The sequence below is a fragment of the Xanthomonas sp. 4461 genome, from assembly GCF_024806475.1.
GTDB lineage: Bacteria > Pseudomonadota > Gammaproteobacteria > Xanthomonadales > Xanthomonadaceae > Xanthomonas > Xanthomonas arboricola_F.
On record NZ_JANTYV010000005.1, the window covers coordinates 418910 to 435971 of the forward strand.

The window sequence follows — 17062 nt, forward strand, 5'->3', positions numbered from 1 at the left end:
GCGATTGCCGCTGCGTTGCCGCACGTCTGCCACGTTTCCAGGATTGCCCGATGACCACAGCCCGCCTTCGTTCCGCATCACCGTTGCCCACGCTGGCAACCTGGGCGCTGTGGCTGCTGGGTGGCCTGCTGCTGGTGTTCGTGGTGGCCGTGCCGATGGATGTCACCCAGCAGATGGTGTTTTCCGGTGTGCTGTTCGCGGTGGCGCTGGCGGTGCGCAACCGTGGCGGGCGGGTGGTCATCCTGATGATGATGAGCATGTCGCTGGCGGTGTCGTGCCGCTACATCTGGTGGCGCACGACCCAGACCATGGGCGTGGGCAGCGCGGTGGATTTCATTCTCGGCCTGGGCCTGCTCGGCGCGGAGCTGTATGCATTCGTGATCCTGGTGCTCGGCTATTTCCAGGTGCTGTGGCCGCTCAATCGCAAGCCGGCGCCCTTGCCTGCCGACCAGAGCCTGTGGCCGAGCGTGGACGTGTTCATCCCCACCTACAACGAGCCGTTGTCGGTAGTGCGCACTACCGTGCTGGCCGCCAGCGTGATCGATTGGCCGGCCGGCAAGATCACCATCCACCTGCTCGATGACGGACGCCGCGACGAGTTCCGCGAGTTCTGCGCCGAGGTCGGCATCAACTACGTCACCCGCACCAACAATGCGCACGCCAAGGCCGGCAACATCAATGCGGCGTTGAAGAAGTGCAGCGGTCAATACGTGGCCATCTTCGATTGCGACCACATCCCGACCCGCTCGTTCCTGCAGGTGGCGATGGGCTGGTTTCTGCGCGACACCAAGCTGGCGCTGGTGCAGATGCCGCACTACTTCTTCTCGCCGGATCCGTTCGAGCGCAACCTCGATACGCACGGCAAGGTACCCAACGAAGGCGAGCTGTTCTACGGCCTGTTGCAGGATGGCAACGACCAATGGAACGCCACGTTCTTCTGCGGCTCGTGCGCGGTGATCAAGCGCACCGCGCTGGAAGAGGTCGGCGGTGTGGCGGTGGAAACCGTGACCGAAGATGCGCACACCGCGCTCAAATTGCAGCGTCGCGGCTATCGCACCGCGTATCTGGCGGTGCCGCAGGCGGCGGGACTGGCCACCGAGAGCCTGTCCGGGCATGTGGCGCAGCGCATCCGCTGGGCGCGCGGCATGGCGCAGATCGCGCGCATCGATAATCCGTTACTCGGTCGCGGGCTCAAGCTGTCGCAGCGGCTGTGCTATCTCAACGCGATGCTGCACTTCTTCTACGGGCTGCCGCGCATCATCTATCTCACCGCGCCGCTGGCGTACCTGTTCTTCGGCGCGCATGTGATCCAGGCATCGGCGTTGATGATCCTGGCCTACGCGCTGCCGCACATCCTGCAGGCCAATCTGACCAACCTGCGCGTGCAGAGCCGCTTCCGCCATCTGTTGTGGAACGAGGTCTACGAGACCACGCTGGCCTGGTACATCTTCCGCCCCACGCTGGTGGCCTTGCTCAATCCCAAGCTCGGCAAGTTCAACGTCACGCCCAAGGGCGGGCTGGTGGCGCGCAGTTATTTCGATGCGCAGATCGCCAAGCCGTATCTGTTCCTGCTGTTGCTCAATGTGGTCGGCGTGATCGCCGGCGTGCTGCGGCTGATCTACGTCGGCGGCAGCGGCGAGCAGCAGACGATCTGGTTCAACCTGGCCTGGACGCTCTACAACATGGTGCTGCTCGGCGCCACGATCGCCACGGCCAGCGAAACCCGCCAGGTGCGCAGCGCGCACCGTGTGCCGCTGGATATCCCGGTCAATCTGTACCTGCCCGACGGCGGGGCGCTGGCATGCCGCTCGGTGAATTTTTCCACCGGCGGCATGGCGATCAAGCTCGCGCAGCCGCAGCCGATCGAACCCGGCCTGGCGGTGCAGATCGGACTCAGTCATCGCGGCATCGAGCAGACCTTGCCGGCCGTGGTGCGGCAGGACCGCGATGGCCAGGTCAGCGTGCAGTTCACCGCGATGTCGATGGAGCAGGAGCGCTGGCTGGTGGCGTCCACCTTTGCGCGCGCCGATATCTGGTTGTCGCAATGGGGCCAGCACGATCGCGATTCGTTCTGGCGCTCGATGGGTCAGGTCTTGGCGGCCAGTGCGCGCGGGTTCGGGCGCCTGGGCCGGCATATGGTGGATAGCACGCGCCAGGGGTTCCGTCCGGCGCGCGCGGTAGATCTGGAGTCGTGAACGTGATGCGTGGTAGTTCCCTTTCCCCTGCAAAGAAACAACTGATGCGAATGTCCCCGGCGGTGTTGACCTGCGCGCTCACGCTTCTGGCCGGTCTGGCGCAGGCGCAACAACCGGTGGCGGCTGCGCAGGCCGACGGCGATGCGCAGAGCGCGGCGGCAACAGCGATCGCACCTGCGGCGCCGGCACCGCTGCCCGCTGGCAGCACGCGCGCGGCCACGCTGCGCGATCTCGGCATCGATTACGAAATCACCTTGCGCGGCGTGCAGGGCAGTGCCGGTGTGCCCTTCAGTGTGCGTAGCGATGAAATCGTCACCGCCGCCACGCTCAACCTGAAATACAGCTACTCGCCATCGCTGCTGCCGGACCTGTCGCACGTCAAGGTCACCATCAACGGCGTGACCGTTGCGACCTTGCCCACCGACAAGGCCAACGCCGGCAAATTACTCTCGGCCGATCTGCCGGTCGATCCGCGGCTGATCACCGACTACAACCAGCTCAACCTGCAACTCATCGGGCATTACACGCGCGAGTGCGAAGACCCCGACCACAGCAGCCTGTGGGCGAATGTGGACGCGGCCACCAGCCTGTCGTTGACCACCACGCCGCTGGCGCTGGCCAACAACCTGGCGCTGCTGCCGGTGCCGTTTTTCGATGTGCGCGATACGCGGCGTCTGGAGCTGCCGTTCTATTTCCCGCAGCAGCCGGACATGGCCACGCTGCAGGCCGCCGGCACGGTCGCCTCGTGGTTCGGCACCCTGGCCGGGTATCGCGGCGCGGTGTTCACGGCCTCGACCAGCGCCCTGCCGGCCACCGGCAACGCGGTGGTGTTCGCCACGCCCGACACCTTGCCTGCGCAGTTCGCCACCGCCGACAGCGGCGTGGCCGATATCCGCGGGCCGACGGTTGCGGTGGTGGTCAACCCGACCGATCCCAACGGCAAGCTGCTGCTGGTGCTGGGCCGCAACACCGACGATCTGCAACGCGCGGCTACCGCGCTGGCGCTGCGCGCGCCGTTGACCGGTGCGGTGGCGCGGATCGGCGAGATGTCCGCGCCGACGCCGCGTCGGCCGTACGACGCGCCCAAATGGGTTTCCAGCGAGCATCCGGTGCGCTTCGGCGACCTGGTCACCCAGTCCGGCGCGCTCAACGTCACCGGCTATCACCCGGACCTGATCCGGGTCGGTCTGCAACTGCCGCCGGACCTGTTCGTGTGGGAGCGCGACGGCATTCCGGTGGCGCTGAAGTACCGCTACACGCTTCCGGAGCAGGACAACAAGTCCGCGCTCAATGTCAGCATCAACGAGTCGTTCGTGACCACCTTGCCGCTGACCGGCCGCCCGTTCGCCGAATCCACGCCGATGCGCTGGTGGAACAGCCTGGGCACGCGCGGCAGCATGCCGGTGCATCAGGATCTGAAACTGCCGGTGGGCGCGTTTTCGGCCAATAGCCAACTGCGCTTCCATTTCTTCTTCGATCGCCCGCAAGGCGAGGCCTGCAAGAACACCTTCCCGGATGTGTCCGGCGCCATCGATGCCGATTCCACCATCGACCTGAGCGGCTTCCACCACTACATGGCGATGCCGAATCTGGCTGCGTTCGCCAATGCCGGCTACCCGTTCACGCGGCTGGCCGATCTGTCCGAATCGGCGATCGTGCTGCCCAACAACCCGGGCGACCAGGATCTGGGCAACGTGCTGACCCTGCTCGGCCGGTTCGGTGCGTCCACCGGCTACCCGGCGCTGCATGCGCAGATCATCGCCGCCAGCGCAGTGCAGCAGCATGCCGATCGCGATCTGTTGCTGCTGGGCAGCGCCGAGTCGCAACCGCTGTTCAAGCAGTGGCGCGCGCAGCTGCCGGTGGGCCAGGACGGGCAGAATCGCCGCATCGGCCTGACCGATTGGCTGTTCGACAAACTGCCCGGTTTTCTGTCGTTCGACGCGCGCCGCACCGACCTGCCGACCACCACCGACATCGCGTTGCAGCCGCAGCCCGACGACGTGTTGCTGATGGGCTTCGAATCGCCGTTGAAATCCGGCCGCAGCGTGGTCGCGTTTCAGACCGAAGACCCGGCCAACATGAGTCGTCTGTTCGATGCCTGGTTCGACCCGGCGTTGCTCAAGGATTTCCAGGGCAGCGTGGTGTTGCTGCAGCAGAAGAAGGTCACCAGCCTGGTCGGCAACCAGACCTATTACGTGGGCCACCTGCCGTTGCCGACCTGGCTGCGCTGGTACTTCTCGCATCACCCGGTCTGGCTGGCCTTGACCGTGGTGCTGCTGGCGCTGCTGCTGGCACTGGCCGCGCGCGTACTGCTGCGCCGGCACACCGCCGAGCGCCTCAACGACGGCCACGGCGCATGAACGCGCACACGCGCGGCAGTGTCATGACGCGCCGCGGCCTGCTGCGCGCCGGTGCGCTGGCGTCGCTGGCCGCGCTGTTGCCGGCCGGCGCGGCGGCGGCACCCGCACAGTGCGGCTCCTGGCCGCTGTGGAACGCATTCGTGTCCAAGCACATCCAGCCCGACGGCCGGGTGGTGGACTTCCTCAACGCCGATCAACGCTCCACCTCCGAAGGCCAGTCGTATGCGCTGTTCTTCGCGCTGGTGGCCAACGACCAGGTGCTGTTCGACAAGGTACTGGGCTGGACCCGGCACAACCTGTGCGGTGGCCGCCCGGATCTCAATCTGCCGGCCTGGTTGTGGGGCCGCGATGGCAGCGGCGACTGGCGCGTGCTCGATGCCAATACCGCCAGCGATGGCGAGTTGTGGATCGCTTACGCCTTGCTGGAAGCCGGCCGGCTGTGGAACCGCCCCGGTTACGGCAAGGCCGGCCAGCAGATCCTGCAACTGATGCGCACCCAGGAAGTGGCCGCGCTGCCTGGCCTGGGGCCGATGCTGTTGCCCGGCCGCAGCGGCTTTGTCGAACCCGGCCGCTGGACGCTCAATCCCAGTTATCTGCCGATCCAGGTGCTGCGCCGCTGCGCCAACGCCGACCCCAAGGGGCCGTGGGCGGCGATCGCCGCCAACGCGGCGCGCGTGCTGCGCGACAGTGCGCCGGTCGGCTTTGCGCCGGATTGGACCGTGTGGGACGGCAAGGCCTTCGGTGCCGATCCCAAGCGCGGCAATCTCGGCAGCTACGATGCCATCCGCGTGTACCTGTGGGCCGGCATGCTGGACGCCGGCGAGCCGCTGCGCGCGAAGTTGCTGCAGGATTTGTCCGGCCCGGCCGACCTGCTCGCCGCAGGCACCGCGTTTGCCGAAAAGATCGACACCGCGCGCGGCGTGGGCACTGGCGCCGTGCCGGTGGGGTTTTCCGCCGCGTTGCTGCCGTATCTGAGCGCGCTGCGGCAACCTGCGCTGCTCAAGGCGCAGGCGCAGCGGATTCCGCTGGCCGCCACACCGGCCGCCGCAGCGCTGCCGTATTTCGAACGCACGCTGGCCCTGTTCGGACAGGGCTGGCTTGAGAACCGCTACCGCTTTGCCGCAGACGGGCGCCTGCTGCCCGCCTGGAGAACGCCTGCATGCTCCGCAAAAACCTGACGCCGCTCTATCTGGCCGGCATGATCGACCTGTGCCTGCTTGCCTGCCCGGTGCACGCGCAGACCAGCGCGACCCAGCAACTGGTCGGGCAGGGCAACTATTGGCACGACCAGGGTCGCGACGACCTGGCCGCCGACACCTGGAAAAAGCTGCTCGGCATCGACCCGGACCAGCCCGACGCCTTGCTCGGCCTGGCGCAGATCGACCTGGCGCAGGGCCGCCAGTCCGAAGCGCGCAAGCGCCTGCAGCAACTGGAAGCGGCGCATCCGCAATCGCCGCAGGCCCAGCGCCTGCGTGTGGCGATCGGTGCGCGCGGCAGCGCCACTGCCGGCGAAGATCCCAACCTGCGCAATGCACGCCGCGCCGCCGCGGCAGGACGTTATGTGGAAGCCGCGCGCAGCTATGAAGCCGTGTTTGCCGGCAAGGCGCCGCCGCCCAATCTTGCGCTGGAGTACTACCAATCGTTGGCCGGCACGCCAACCGGTTGGGAGCGTGCGCGCGACGGGCTGCGCAGGCTGCAGGCCAGCGACCCGGCCAACCCGTCCGTGCAGCTGGCGCTGGCCCAGGTTTTGAGCTACCGCGAGCCCACCCGTCGCGAAGGCATCGCGCAATTGCGCGCGCTGGCCCAACGCGCCGATGTCGGCGGCCCGGCACGCACCAGCTGGCGCCAGGCGTTGCTGTGGCTCAACGCCAGCACCGCCGATGCACCGCTGTACCAGGCATTTCTGGCCGGTACGCCGACCGATGCCGACGTGACCGCCAAGCTCGGTCAATTGCGCGAACAACGCGCGGCTGCTGCCGCTGCGCCCGCCGACCCCAACGGCGTCGCGCTCAGCGAAGGTTTTCGCGCGCTCAATGCCGGCAATCTGAGCACGGCCGAGCAACGCTTCACCCAGGTGCTGCGCGCCCGCTCGCGCGACCCGGACGCATTGGGCGGCCTGGGCTCGGTGCGGCTGCGTCAGCAACGCTTTGCCGAAGCGCAGGAGCTGCTGCGCCCGGCCGCGGCCAGCAGCGGCAAATGGAAAGGTGCGCTGGACAGCGCGCGCTACTGGCAACAGCTGCAGCAAGCCGAAGCCGCGCGCGCGCGCGGAGACATCGCGCAGGCGCGCCAGTTGGTGGAGCAGTCGGTGCAGTTGCTGCCCAACGAGCCGGCAGGCCATGTCGCGCTGGGCGGTCTGCAAAGCGCCAGCGACCCCGTCGCGGCCGAAGCCAGTTATCGCAAGGCGCTGTCGCGCGATGCCGATAACGCCGGCGCCTTGCAGGGCCTGGTCGGGCTGTACAGCCGCCAGGGCCGCATGACCGAAGCCAGCGAATTGTTCAATCGCCTGCCGGCTGCCGAGCGCGCCAAGTCCGGCGGGCAAGCCTTGCTGCGTTCCAACGTGCAGCGCGCCCGCGCGCGGCAATCGCTGGAGGCCGGCGATTCGGTCAGCGCGCAGGCCGAGCTGGAAGCGGCCATGGTCGAACGTCCCGGCGACGCCTGGATTCGCCTGGATCTGGCCCGTCTGTATCAACAGGCCGGCCGCCCCGATCAGGCGCGCAGCGTCATGGATGGACTGCTTGCCGTGCACGGGGACCAGCCCGAAGCGCTGCACGCCAACGCCTTGCTCGCGCAGGAAAGCGGCGACTGGCAGGGCGCGTACGACAGCCTGGATCGAATTCCGGCGGCCGCGCGCACGCCGGAAATGACCCAGCTGCGCACCATCGCCTGGATCGAACTGCAGGCACGTCAGGCGCGGCTGCTGGTGGAGCAGGGCAGGGTTGGCGAGGCGCAGCAGTTGCTCGCGCGCACCGAAACTGCGCTGGGCAACCAGCTCGACGATCCGCAGTTGCTGGCCAGCCTGGCCGGCGCGCATGCCGACGCCGGCAACGCCTCGCGCGCGCTGGTGCTGGCGCAGCGCCTGGTCACCGGCGCCAATCCGCGCACCGAAGACCGCCTGCAATATGCCGGCGTGCTGCTGCGCGCGCACCAGGATGCGGAATTGTCGGCAGTGCTGCGCCAGCTGCAATCCACCACCATGACGCCGGAACAATTGCGCCGCTATCAAACCCTGCGCAGCGCCTACACGCTGCGCCAGGTGGATGCCTTGCGCGAGCTCGGCAATCTGGAAGGCGCCTACGATGCGCTGTCGCCGATCCTGGCACAGCAACCGGACAACCGCGACGCCCAGGCGGCACTGGCACGGCTGTATGCCGCCGCCGGCGATCAGCGCCAGGCGCTGGCGATCTATCAGCAGATCCTGCAGCGCCACCCCAACGATCTGGACACGCTCACTGCCGCCGCCAACAGCGCCGCCGCGCAGTCGGATCTGCGCAACGCCGAGAGTTATCTGCAGCGCGCGCTGGCGCTGGCGCCGGAGTCGCCGGAGGTGCTGGCCGCCGCCGGACGCGTGTATCGCAGCGCCGGCAAGAACCGCAAGGCCGAGCAGTATTTCCGCGCGGCGCTGGCTGCCCAGCAACGCCAGGCCGGTCAGCTCGATAACGGCCTGCCGGGCGCACGTGGCCCGGCAGCGGTGGCCTCGGCCGGTCGGCCGCTCAATCCGTTTTCCGGCATGACCGGCGCCATGCCGCGCTCGCCGGCGGTGCTGTCCGAGCGCATGGATGGCGCTGGCACGTATGGCGAGGTTGTGCCGCTCGCCGCGTCGCCGGCCTCGGCCCGGTTCGCCGCGGTTGCGCCGGCCGGTGCATCCGTGGACACCGGTGGCAATGTGTTGCCGCAACCGGTCAGCGCCAGCGTCGCGCCGGCCATGCTGCCTGTGCCCGGCAGCCGCCCGCGCGGATCGGTACGCGACGAAAGGCTGCTTGCCACGCGCGCTGCCGCACCGATCGGCGCGGACGCCGGTCCGCGCCTGACAAGACCTGCCGCCCAGGCGCTACCGCCGGCCGGTAGCGGTAACAGCGTGCTCGACGAACTGCGCGCCGTGCAATCGGAAAACAGCGACAACCTGGCCGGTGGCGCGCTGTACCGCTCGCGCGATGGCGAAGACGGCCTGGGCCGCCTGGACGACATCGAAATGCCGGTGCAGGCCGAGTTCGCGGTGGGCGAAGGCAAACTCGGCGTCACGCTGACCCCTACCGTGGTGGATGCCGGTACGCTGACCACCGATTACGCCACTGCCAGTCGCTTCGGCGCCGGCCCGCAGACAGCAGTCAACGACGCGCTTGCCGCCGACCGCAGCCCGATCGACACGCTGACCGGTTCGGCGGTGTATCAGTTGCTCGCCACCCAGGGCGATAACGTCGCCACGCGCGAACGCCTGCGCCGTTATGCCTTGAATACCGGGTTGTTCGGCGAGCTGCTGACCGAAAACAACAACAGCACGCCGGCTGCGTTGGCCGCGCTGGCCAACGAACCGCTGCCGGCGTATCTGCTCAGCGTCAACGCGTCCAACACGCCGATTGCGCAGCTGGCGCGCGACATCCTTGGCAATACCGCGATCAGCGAACAGCTGGCCGCTGGCGATGGTGCCGCGTTGCAGGCGCTGGCCAGCAGCTCCGCCGCCGCGCAACAGACGCCGACTTCGCTGGCGGCCACGCTCAACAGCATGGCCGCCACCGGCAACGGTGCGCGCCGGCTCAGCCAGGACGACACCGGCGTGGGTGTGGGCGTGCGCTATCGCAACGGCGGTTTCAGCGCCGATGTGGGCAGCACGCCGATCGGGTTCCAGGAGCAGAACATCGTCGGTGGCGTCGGCTATCGCGGCGACCTCGGCGAGACGGTGAGCTGGTCGGCCGATGCGTCGCGGCGCGCGGTGACCGACAGCGTGCTGTCGTTCGCCGGCGCGCAGGATGCGCGCAGCGGCCGCGAATGGGGCGGCGTCGCCAGCAACGGCATCGCGCTCTCGGCTACCGCCGACAACGGCCTGCTCGGTGGATATGCCAATCTCGCCGCGCACCGCTTGACCGGTCACAACGTGGCCGACAACGACCACCGCCAGGCCGACCTGGGCTTCTACGTGCATGCGCTGGAAACGCAGAATCAATCGCTGACCGCCGGCGTCAACCTGACCGCCATGCAGTACGACAAGAATCTCAGCGGCTTCACCTACGGCCACGGCGGTTACTTCAGCCCGCAGGAGTATGTGGACCTGGGCTTCCCGGTGCACTGGAGCGGCCGCAGCGCGGGGCAGAGCGTCAACTGGAAGGTCGATGCCAGTGTGGGCGTGCAGCATTTCAAGACCGATCCAGCGCCGTATTTCCCCACCGACCCGACCCTGCAACAGGCTGCTTACGATGCCGCATCGCTGGCGGCGCTGCTGGGCCTGGTCGACCGCTACACCGACCCGGTATATGCGGGCGAGAGCCGCACCGGCGTGTCGTACAACCTCAGTGGCGCAGCCGAATGGCAGGTGGCCCCGCAGCTGTTTCTGGGTGGGCGCATGACGTTCAATAACGCACGCGACTACAACCAGTTCAGCAGCAATCTCTATCTGCGCTTTGTGATGGATCGCCTGGGCGCCGCACTGGGCCGCGCACCGCAGGTGCTGACCTCGCCGTACGCGGCGGATCGCTGAGGCGGCGGCACTGGTGGTTCGCTCTCGCAGCGGGCAGTTGCCGCTGCATGCGGGCCGGGCGATGCATGCCTGCGGCCTGCTGTGTGGGCGCACGCCTGTCACGGTCGTGCATCGATCTTGCGAGCGGCGAGCGGCGCACCGCCCCGCACCACATAAACGAACGGCGCCTTTCGGCGCCGTTCGCATCCCCATCAAGTGACGCGCGCTCGCCTCAGGGGCGAACCTTGGTGGCGCAGATGAAGGTCGCCGCCTGCTGCACGCGGCTGATCGCACCCTGGTCTTCCAGTTCGCGGATGTGATCGTTCATGCAGGTCAGATAGCCGAAGCGGTTACCGGCATTCTGCGTCTTGCACAGGCTGCTCTCGGCGGTCAGGTTCGCACCGACGATCAGACCGCCGGTTTCCACCGTCGGCACCAGCGTATTGCAGTTACCCAGCCGGGTCAGGCCGCGGTTCAAGGTCCAACCGATATCGGCGAACATCGCCGGGGTCAGGTCGATGTTCAGATGCGCTTGCACTTCCGGCGTATCGAACGGCTCCATCAGCGCGTTGGGCTGCAGGTCGGTATCGAAGTGCGAGAACGTCGAGCCACCGGCCACCACGCTGGGTGAATACAACCGCGTGCGGCCTGCGGTGTCGGTGCCCTGCAACAGCTCGGGGTCTTCGTACAACGCCGCCACCACTCCTGCGCTGCCCTTCAGTCGCGCGCCATCGGCCTGCGACACCATGATCGCCGGGATGGTGATGTCGGTGATCGGCGGCGCGGCATTGCCCATGGTCTGCACGCCGGCGGCGTTGTTGGCCACGATCACGCCGACCGCACCGTTGAGCTGGGCGTTCTTGACCTTGATCGCGAACGCGCAGGTGCCGCGGTCGATCAGCGCCACCTTGCCGGCCACCTCGGCCGCATTGACGAACGGGGTTTCGCAGCCATCGGTGGCCGAGGGGGCCGCAGCGCCGTCATTGATGGTCACCACAGCGCGCGCCGGGAAATTGCCGGCGGTGGCCAGCGGCCCGAAGCTGGCAAAGCCCACCTCGAACTTGCCGGCCGCAGCGGCCGGCGCGCTGACCTGCAGCAGCGTGCGCGGGTCCAGGATCAATGCTGCCTCGCGGTTGACCCGCGTGCCGGCCCACACCGTGCGGCCGGGCGTACGCATCGCTTCGGCGCGCAAGGCATTGGTCATGGTCGGGTCGTCGAAACGCTTGTTCTGCACGTTATCGAAGGCCTGCGAGGTGTACACGTCGGTCAGCCCGCTGCCCGAACCGAGCACGCCGGTGGTCTTGTTGAGGAACCCGGCAGCGCCCAAGCCGTGGCCGATTTCGTGCATCACCACGTTGAGGAAATTGATCTGGCCTTCCGGGGTCTTGCCGTCCAGGCCCAGGTACCAGCCCGAACCGGCCAGGCAGTCGTCCTTGCCCAGGTCGCCGTTGAATTGCGAAAACACGTCGGCCGGATCGGCCGGATCCGGTACCAGGTCCTGGCCGGCGATCGCGTCGCCCAGCGCGGACGGATACAGCGTATTGGCCTTGGCGCCGGGGAAGTTGTTGACGATCCAGTTCGGCCCTGCCTGGCCCAGCGTGCCGCCGGTGGCGGTGCAGGTCAGCCGCGCGAACGAGGCATAGACCTTGATCTCGACGTTGCTCTGCAGCACCGCGCCCCACAGGTCCATGGCGTACTGGTAGGCGATGCGACGCTGTTCGCCGACCGAGCGCCCGGGATTGCCGCCCAACGGTGCGGCGGTGGTGGGGTCGTTCAACCCAACCACGGTGCCGGCATCGCCATTGATCAGCGTGACGTTGGCGGCGCTTGCATGCAGTGGCGCGATCGCCGCAGCCACGGCCAGAGACAGCAGCAACAAGGGCTTATTCATGCGGCAGCGCTCCGTGCTCGGCGTGGGCGGGTTGGGTGTCGGCGTCGTCGCTGTGCTCGATCACGATGCGGCCATCGGCCTGGCGGGTCGCGGTCAGCGAACTCATTTGCGTGGCCGGCAACTTGCGCGCCACGGTGCCATTGGGCAGGCGGCGCTCGGTGGCACGGGCGGCCGCCTCGGTTTGCGGCACCGTCGTGCGCGTTGCCGCACTGCGGGCAGCCGAACCGGCCTGCTGGTCCAGCGCCGCGCTCTCGGCGTCGGTCAGCGGGCGCAGCTTGCCGGTGACGGGATCGATACCGACCTTGGAACTGCTGGTTGCAGCCTCTTGCGCCATGGCCAAGGCCGGCAGGCAGAGGACGCACAACACACCGGACAGCATCCATCCGGGCTTACGAACGCTCATCATCGTTGGGGTTTCCTTGAGTCCAACAGGGAAAAGGGACGCCGTGCAGACACCGGCATCGGGGGAATCCTTCCGTTTCAGTCTGTTCATGACTGAATCATGAATCCGTGATGTGTGTCAATCTTTTGACATGTGGCGCGCTGAATGCGAAGCGATAGCCTGAAACGGTTATCGGTGCACTTGCGTCGGGGGAATTCTTAGGGATTCAGTGGTGGCTGGTACCCGGATCGGCCAGATTTTTGACGCGAGCCAACTGGGCCGGAAGCCACCCTTGTCCCCTCGGGAGAAGGTGCCCCGAAGGGGCGGATGAGGGTACGAGCGAGGCCTGGTTGTGGGTGAGCGCAGGTATTCGAGTGCACCTGAGCTTCGCTTCGGACCCTCCCCCCCAACCCCGTTACCGACGGGAGAGGGCCTTAGTCCACCCCGGCCAGCGGTCCGGTCCGCGCAGATAGCGCGGTTGCACCGACGCCCGCAAGCCGTGCGTTGGTGCGTTGCCGGAGAGATGCTCATGCCGGCACCCGCACCCGCACCCGCACCCGCACCCGCATCGGCATCGGCATCAGCGCTTTCTGTGCGTGCCTTGCGCTGAATCTGCGACAGCGCGTTGCATTGGACCTCGACGCGTTACAGTCGCGGCTACTCCGCGCACCAAGTCCCCATGTACGCCGTCATCTATCACAACCCCGCTTGCGGCACGTCGCGCAACACGCTGGCGCTGATCCGGCATGTCGGCATCGAACCGCAGATCATCGAGTATCTGCAGTACCCGCCAGACCGGCAGACGCTGCAGGCGCTGATTGCCGATGCCGGCCTGTCGGTGCGCGATGCCCTGCGCCAGAAGGGCACCCCGTATCTGAAGCTGGGACTCGACAATCCCGCGCTGGATGACGCCGCACTGCTGAGCGCGATGCTCGCGCATCCGATCCTGATCAATCGCCCGTTCGTGCAGACCTCGTTGGGTACGCGCCTGTGCCGTCCATCCGAGCAGGTGCTCGACCTATTGCCAGCGGCCACCGGCGCATTCGTCAAGGAAGACGGCGAACGCGTGCTGGACGAAACCGGCCAGCGCATCGGCGCCTGAGCGCGGCAGCGATCATAGTCATCACTGCGACGCTACCGGTCCTGCGTCTGCCGCGCTAAGCGCATCCACTGAATCGGTTGCGCCATGACCGCGCACAACCGATCGGCGCTTGGCGTCGCCGCCATCGCCGGCATGGACTGCACCGCTACCACCCCGTGTCTACCGCGTTGGAAGCGACCAACGGAGCGACTGTCTGACCACAGGCAGACGCGGCCGGTGTCAGGGCGTCAGGTAGCGCTCGTACACTCCGACTGGCGCCGTCCACACCTGCCTGGCAGCCGCTCGCCAGCGTGTGGTGGCCGTTCTAAGATCGCCGTATCGTTTTGAGGAGCATCGACATGATTCGCGAGATTATCCGCATGGGCGACAAGCGCCTGCTGCGCGTGGCGCCACCGGTGACCGACCTGGGCAGTGCCGACTTGCATGCCTTGGTAGCCGACATGTTCGAAACCATGGACGACGCACGCGGCGTCGGTCTGGCCGCTCCGCAGATCGCGGTGGACCTGCAATTGATGGTGTTCGGTTTCGAAGTCAGCGAGCGTTATCCGGACGCGCCCACGGTGCCGCGCACGGCCTTGGCGAACGCGCAGATCGAGCCGCTGTCGGACGAGATGGAAAACGGCTGGGAAGGCTGTCTGTCGATTCCCGGCCTGCGCGCGGTGATCCCGCGTTACCGCCACATCCGCTATCGCGGTTTCGCCCCCGACGGCAGCCCGATCGAACGCGAGGCCGAAGGCTTCCACGCGCGCGTGGTGCAGCACGAATACGACCACCTGGTTGGCCGTCTGTATCCCTCGCGGATCGAAAACTTCGACACCTTCGGTTTCGAAGACGTGTTGTCCTACGACCTGTAGCGCAGCGCTCGCGCTGCGCGTGTCCATCTTCGGCGGCGGCACGGTGGAGGCGAGACGGCACTGCACCTCGGATGAAAAAAGGGCGCCGTTCGGCGCCCTTGTCGTACTTACTTCAGCGCCTTGAAGCGCAGACGCTTGGGACCTGCGTCATCGCCCATGCGGCGGCGCTTGTCTTCTTCGTACTCGCGGTAGTTGCCCTGGAAGAACTCCACGTGCGACTCGCCTTCGAACGACAGGATGTGCGTGGCGATACGGTCGAGGAACCAGCGATCGTGCGAAATCACGAAGGTGTTGCCCGGGAACTCCAGCAATGCATCTTCCAGCGCACGCAGCGTTTCGATGTCCAGGTCGTTGGACGGTTCGTCGAGCAGCAGCACGTTGCCGCCCTGCAGCAGCGTCTTGGCCATGTGCAGACGACCGCGCTCACCACCGGAGAGCGAGCCGACCATCTTCTGCTGGTCCTGGCCCTTGAAGTTGAAGCGGCCGATGTAGGCGCGCGACTGGATCTCCACGCCGTTGATGTTGAGGATGTCCAGGCCGCCTGCGATTTCCTGGAACACGTTGTGGTTTCCTTCCAACGCGTCGCGGCTCTGGTCCACATAGGACAGCTGCACGGTAGGGCCGACCACGATTTCGCCGGAATCGGGCTTTTCCTGGCCGGTGATCATCTTGAACAGGGTCGACTTACCGGCACCGTTGGGGCCGATGATGCCAACGATGGCGCCGGGCGGCACGATCATCGACAGGTTGTCGATCAGCAGGCGGTCGCCGAACTTCTTGGACACGTTCTTGAACTCCATCACCGAATTGCCCAGGCGCTCGCCCGGCGGGATGAAGATTTCATTGGTCTCGTTGCGGCGCTGGTAATCCACCGACTGCAGCTCTTCCAGGCGGGCCAGACGCGCCTTGCCCTTGGTGCGCCCGCCCTTGGCGTTCTGGCGCGACCATTCCAGTTCCTTCTGGATCGCCTTCTGGCGTGACTTTTCCTGGTTGTCTTCCTGCTTGAGGCGCTCGTCCTTCTGGGTCAGCCAGTCGGTGTAGTTGCCCTTCCACGGAATGCCGCGGCCGCGGTCCAGTTCCAGGATCCACTCGGCGGCGTTGTCCAGGAAGTAGCGATCATGGGTCACCGCCACCACGGTGCCGGTGTAGCGCGCCAGGAACTGCTCCAGCCACTCCACCGATTCGGCATCCAGGTGGTTGGTCGGTTCGTCGAGCAGCAGCATGTCCGGCTTCTGCAGCAGCAGGCGGCACAATGCCACGCGACGCTTTTCGCCACCGGACAGCTTGCCGACGATGGCGTCCCACGGCGGCAGGCGCAGCGCGTCGGCAGCCACGTCCAGCTGGTTTTCCAGGGTGTGCGCATCGCCGGCGGCCAGGATCGCCTCCAGGCGCTCCTGTTCCTTGGCCAGGGCGTCGAAATCGGCGCCTTCCTCGGCATAGGCCAGGTACACCGCATCCAGCGCGGCCTGTGCCTGCAGCACGTCGCCTACGCCTTCTTCGACCGCTTCGCGCACGGTGTGCTCGGGGTTGAGCTGCGGCTCCTGCGCCAGGTAGCCGACCTTGATGCCGGCCTGCGGACGGGCTTCGCCCTCGAAATCGGTATCCACGCCGGCCATGATCTTCAGCACCGTGGACTTGCCCGCGCCGTTCAGGCCCAGCAGGCCGATCTTGGCGCCCGGGAAAAAGCTCAGCGAGATGTCCTTGATGATCTGCCGCTTGGGCGGGACCACCTTGCTGACGCGGTTCATGGTGTAGATGTATTGCGACATGGGTGCTCCGTGGACGCAGGCAGCCCACCGGCCGGGGCCGGAGGCAGCGGAAAAGGGATTGCGCCGATTATACGGGCAAGCGCCCGGGGCCGCGCCGGGTGGAATCTAGCTAAACGGCAGCCTACCTATTACCTGAATAGGGATTTTCGTAACCGATTCCAGCAAGAATGCGTTAAGGCGGGCAGCGTCTTAATGAAATTGCGACATCGCAAACAGGAGCTGGTCATGAACCGCAAACGCATCGTCACTGTTGTGCTTTCTTCCATCCTGGCGCTGGGCTCCGTGGCTCCGGCAGCGTTTGCCGACGACTGGGGCCGCGGCCACGATCGTCGTGGCCACGACCGCGACGATCGTCACGACCACGGCCGCGATCGCCGTGGCGACTGGCGCAACGATCGCCGCGACTGGCGGGACGATCGTCGCGACGATCGCCGTTACTACAGCAGCGGCTACCGCGAGGGCTATCGCGATGCCCGCTATCAGGACCGTCGCTACGACCGCAACCGGGTCTATGTCTACGATCGCCCCAGTTACTACCGCGCCGGCCCGCCGCCGCGCCCGTACTGGGCCCGCGGCCAGCGTTACCACGGCCCGGTCTATGTGATCAACGATTACGACCGCTACAACCTGCGCCGCCCGCCGTATGGCTACCGTTGGCAGCGCGACAACACCGGCAATCTGCTGCTGGTCGCCATCGCCACCGGTGTGATTGCCGACCTGGTCCTCAACAACTGAGCAGGCCGCCGGCCGCTCGCCGAGCAATCGGGCCAGTCATCACGCAAAGGCGCACTTCGGTGCGCCTTTGTCGTTTGCGTGGCGCGCCGACCGATCGGGCCCATGC

Annotated in this window: 10 protein-coding genes; 7 read left to right on the plus strand and 3 right to left on the minus strand. The window is 66.9% G+C overall.

The genetic code is table 11. The features are described from left to right. The first annotated feature begins 50 nt into the window (after nt 1–50). Genes bcsA through FHY19_RS18575 form a run of 4 tightly spaced genes read left to right on the plus strand, consistent with a single transcriptional unit; the run spans nt 51 to nt 10244 of the window. Complete coding sequence (gene bcsA, locus FHY19_RS18560) at nt 51–2195, plus strand: UDP-forming cellulose synthase catalytic subunit (RefSeq protein ID WP_259167684.1); 2145 nt, start codon at nt 51–53, stop codon at nt 2193–2195. Between the two features lie 44 nt (nt 2196–2239). Beyond that, nucleotides 2240–4555, plus strand: coding sequence for a cellulose biosynthesis cyclic di-GMP-binding regulatory protein BcsB (bcsB, locus tag FHY19_RS18565; RefSeq protein WP_259167685.1), 2316 nt, complete (start codon nt 2240–2242; stop codon nt 4553–4555). Then, on the plus strand, nt 4552–5733 hold the full coding sequence (bcsZ, locus tag FHY19_RS18570) for a cellulose synthase complex periplasmic endoglucanase BcsZ (protein ID WP_259167686.1): 1182 nt from the start codon (nt 4552–4554) through the stop codon (nt 5731–5733). Before bcsB ends, bcsZ begins: the two co-directional genes overlap by 4 nt. Further along, nucleotides 5715–10244 carry a cellulose biosynthesis protein BcsC gene (locus FHY19_RS18575; protein WP_259167687.1) on the plus strand — a complete coding sequence of 1510 codons (4530 nt, stop codon included), beginning with the start codon at nt 5715–5717 and terminating at the stop codon, nt 10242–10244. Before bcsZ ends, FHY19_RS18575 begins: the two co-directional genes overlap by 19 nt. A 211-nt stretch (nt 10245–10455) precedes the next feature. Here the strand turns inward: FHY19_RS18575 and FHY19_RS18580 are convergent, their stop codons facing one another. Then, nucleotides 10456–12114 (minus strand): PA domain-containing protein, encoded by a 1659-nt coding sequence (locus FHY19_RS18580; protein WP_259167689.1) that lies wholly within the window; start codon nt 12112–12114, stop codon nt 10456–10458. Beyond that, nucleotides 12107–12520: a hypothetical protein gene (locus FHY19_RS18585; RefSeq protein WP_259154894.1), complete on the minus strand. Its 414-nt coding sequence runs from the start codon at nt 12518–12520 to the stop codon at nt 12107–12109. Before FHY19_RS18585 ends, FHY19_RS18580 begins: the two co-directional genes overlap by 8 nt. A gap of 655 nt (nt 12521–13175) precedes the next feature. Here FHY19_RS18585 and arsC point away from each other — a divergent pair. Beyond that, complete coding sequence (gene arsC / locus FHY19_RS18590) at nt 13176–13598, plus strand: arsenate reductase (glutaredoxin) (protein ID WP_259167691.1); 423 nt, start codon at nt 13176–13178, stop codon at nt 13596–13598. A gap of 338 nt (nt 13599–13936) precedes the next feature. Then, nucleotides 13937–14452, plus strand: coding sequence for a peptide deformylase (gene def / locus FHY19_RS18595; RefSeq protein ID WP_046963719.1), 516 nt, complete (start codon nt 13937–13939; stop codon nt 14450–14452). 107 nt (nt 14453–14559) lie between these two features. Here the strand turns inward: def and ettA are convergent, their stop codons facing one another. Beyond that, nucleotides 14560–16221: an energy-dependent translational throttle protein EttA gene (ettA, locus tag FHY19_RS18600; RefSeq protein ID WP_005997279.1), complete on the minus strand. Its 1662-nt coding sequence runs from the start codon at nt 16219–16221 to the stop codon at nt 14560–14562. Nucleotides 16222–16446: 225 nt separating this feature from the next. Here ettA and FHY19_RS18605 point away from each other — a divergent pair, with 225 nt between their 5' ends. Continuing rightward, nucleotides 16447–16956 carry an RcnB family protein gene (locus FHY19_RS18605; protein ID WP_259167693.1) on the plus strand — a complete coding sequence of 170 codons (510 nt, stop codon included), beginning with the start codon at nt 16447–16449 and terminating at the stop codon, nt 16954–16956. The last annotated feature ends 106 nt before the right edge of the window (nt 16957–17062 follow it).

Excerpts from the sequence above, each read along its gene's own strand:
- bcsA (WP_259167684.1), top strand. The coding sequence starts at position 51 with ATGACCACAGCCCGCCTTCGTTCCGCATCACCGTTGCCCACGCTGGCA.
- bcsB (WP_259167685.1), top strand. The coding sequence starts at position 2,240 with ATGCGAATGTCCCCGGCGGTGTTGACCTGCGCGCTCACGCTTCTGGCC.
- bcsZ (WP_259167686.1), top strand. The coding sequence starts at position 4,552 with ATGAACGCGCACACGCGCGGCAGTGTCATGACGCGCCGCGGCCTGCTG.
- FHY19_RS18575 (WP_259167687.1), top strand. The coding sequence starts at position 5,715 with ATGCTCCGCAAAAACCTGACGCCGCTCTATCTGGCCGGCATGATCGAC.
- FHY19_RS18580 (WP_259167689.1), bottom strand. The coding sequence starts at position 12,114 with ATGAATAAGCCCTTGTTGCTGCTGTCTCTGGCCGTGGCTGCGGCGATC.
- FHY19_RS18585 (WP_259154894.1), bottom strand. The coding sequence starts at position 12,520 with ATGATGAGCGTTCGTAAGCCCGGATGGATGCTGTCCGGTGTGTTGTGC.
- arsC (WP_259167691.1), top strand. The coding sequence starts at position 13,176 with ATGTACGCCGTCATCTATCACAACCCCGCTTGCGGCACGTCGCGCAAC.
- def (WP_046963719.1), top strand. The coding sequence starts at position 13,937 with ATGATTCGCGAGATTATCCGCATGGGCGACAAGCGCCTGCTGCGCGTG.
- ettA (WP_005997279.1), bottom strand. The coding sequence starts at position 16,221 with ATGTCGCAATACATCTACACCATGAACCGCGTCAGCAAGGTGGTCCCG.
- FHY19_RS18605 (WP_259167693.1), top strand. The coding sequence starts at position 16,447 with ATGAACCGCAAACGCATCGTCACTGTTGTGCTTTCTTCCATCCTGGCG.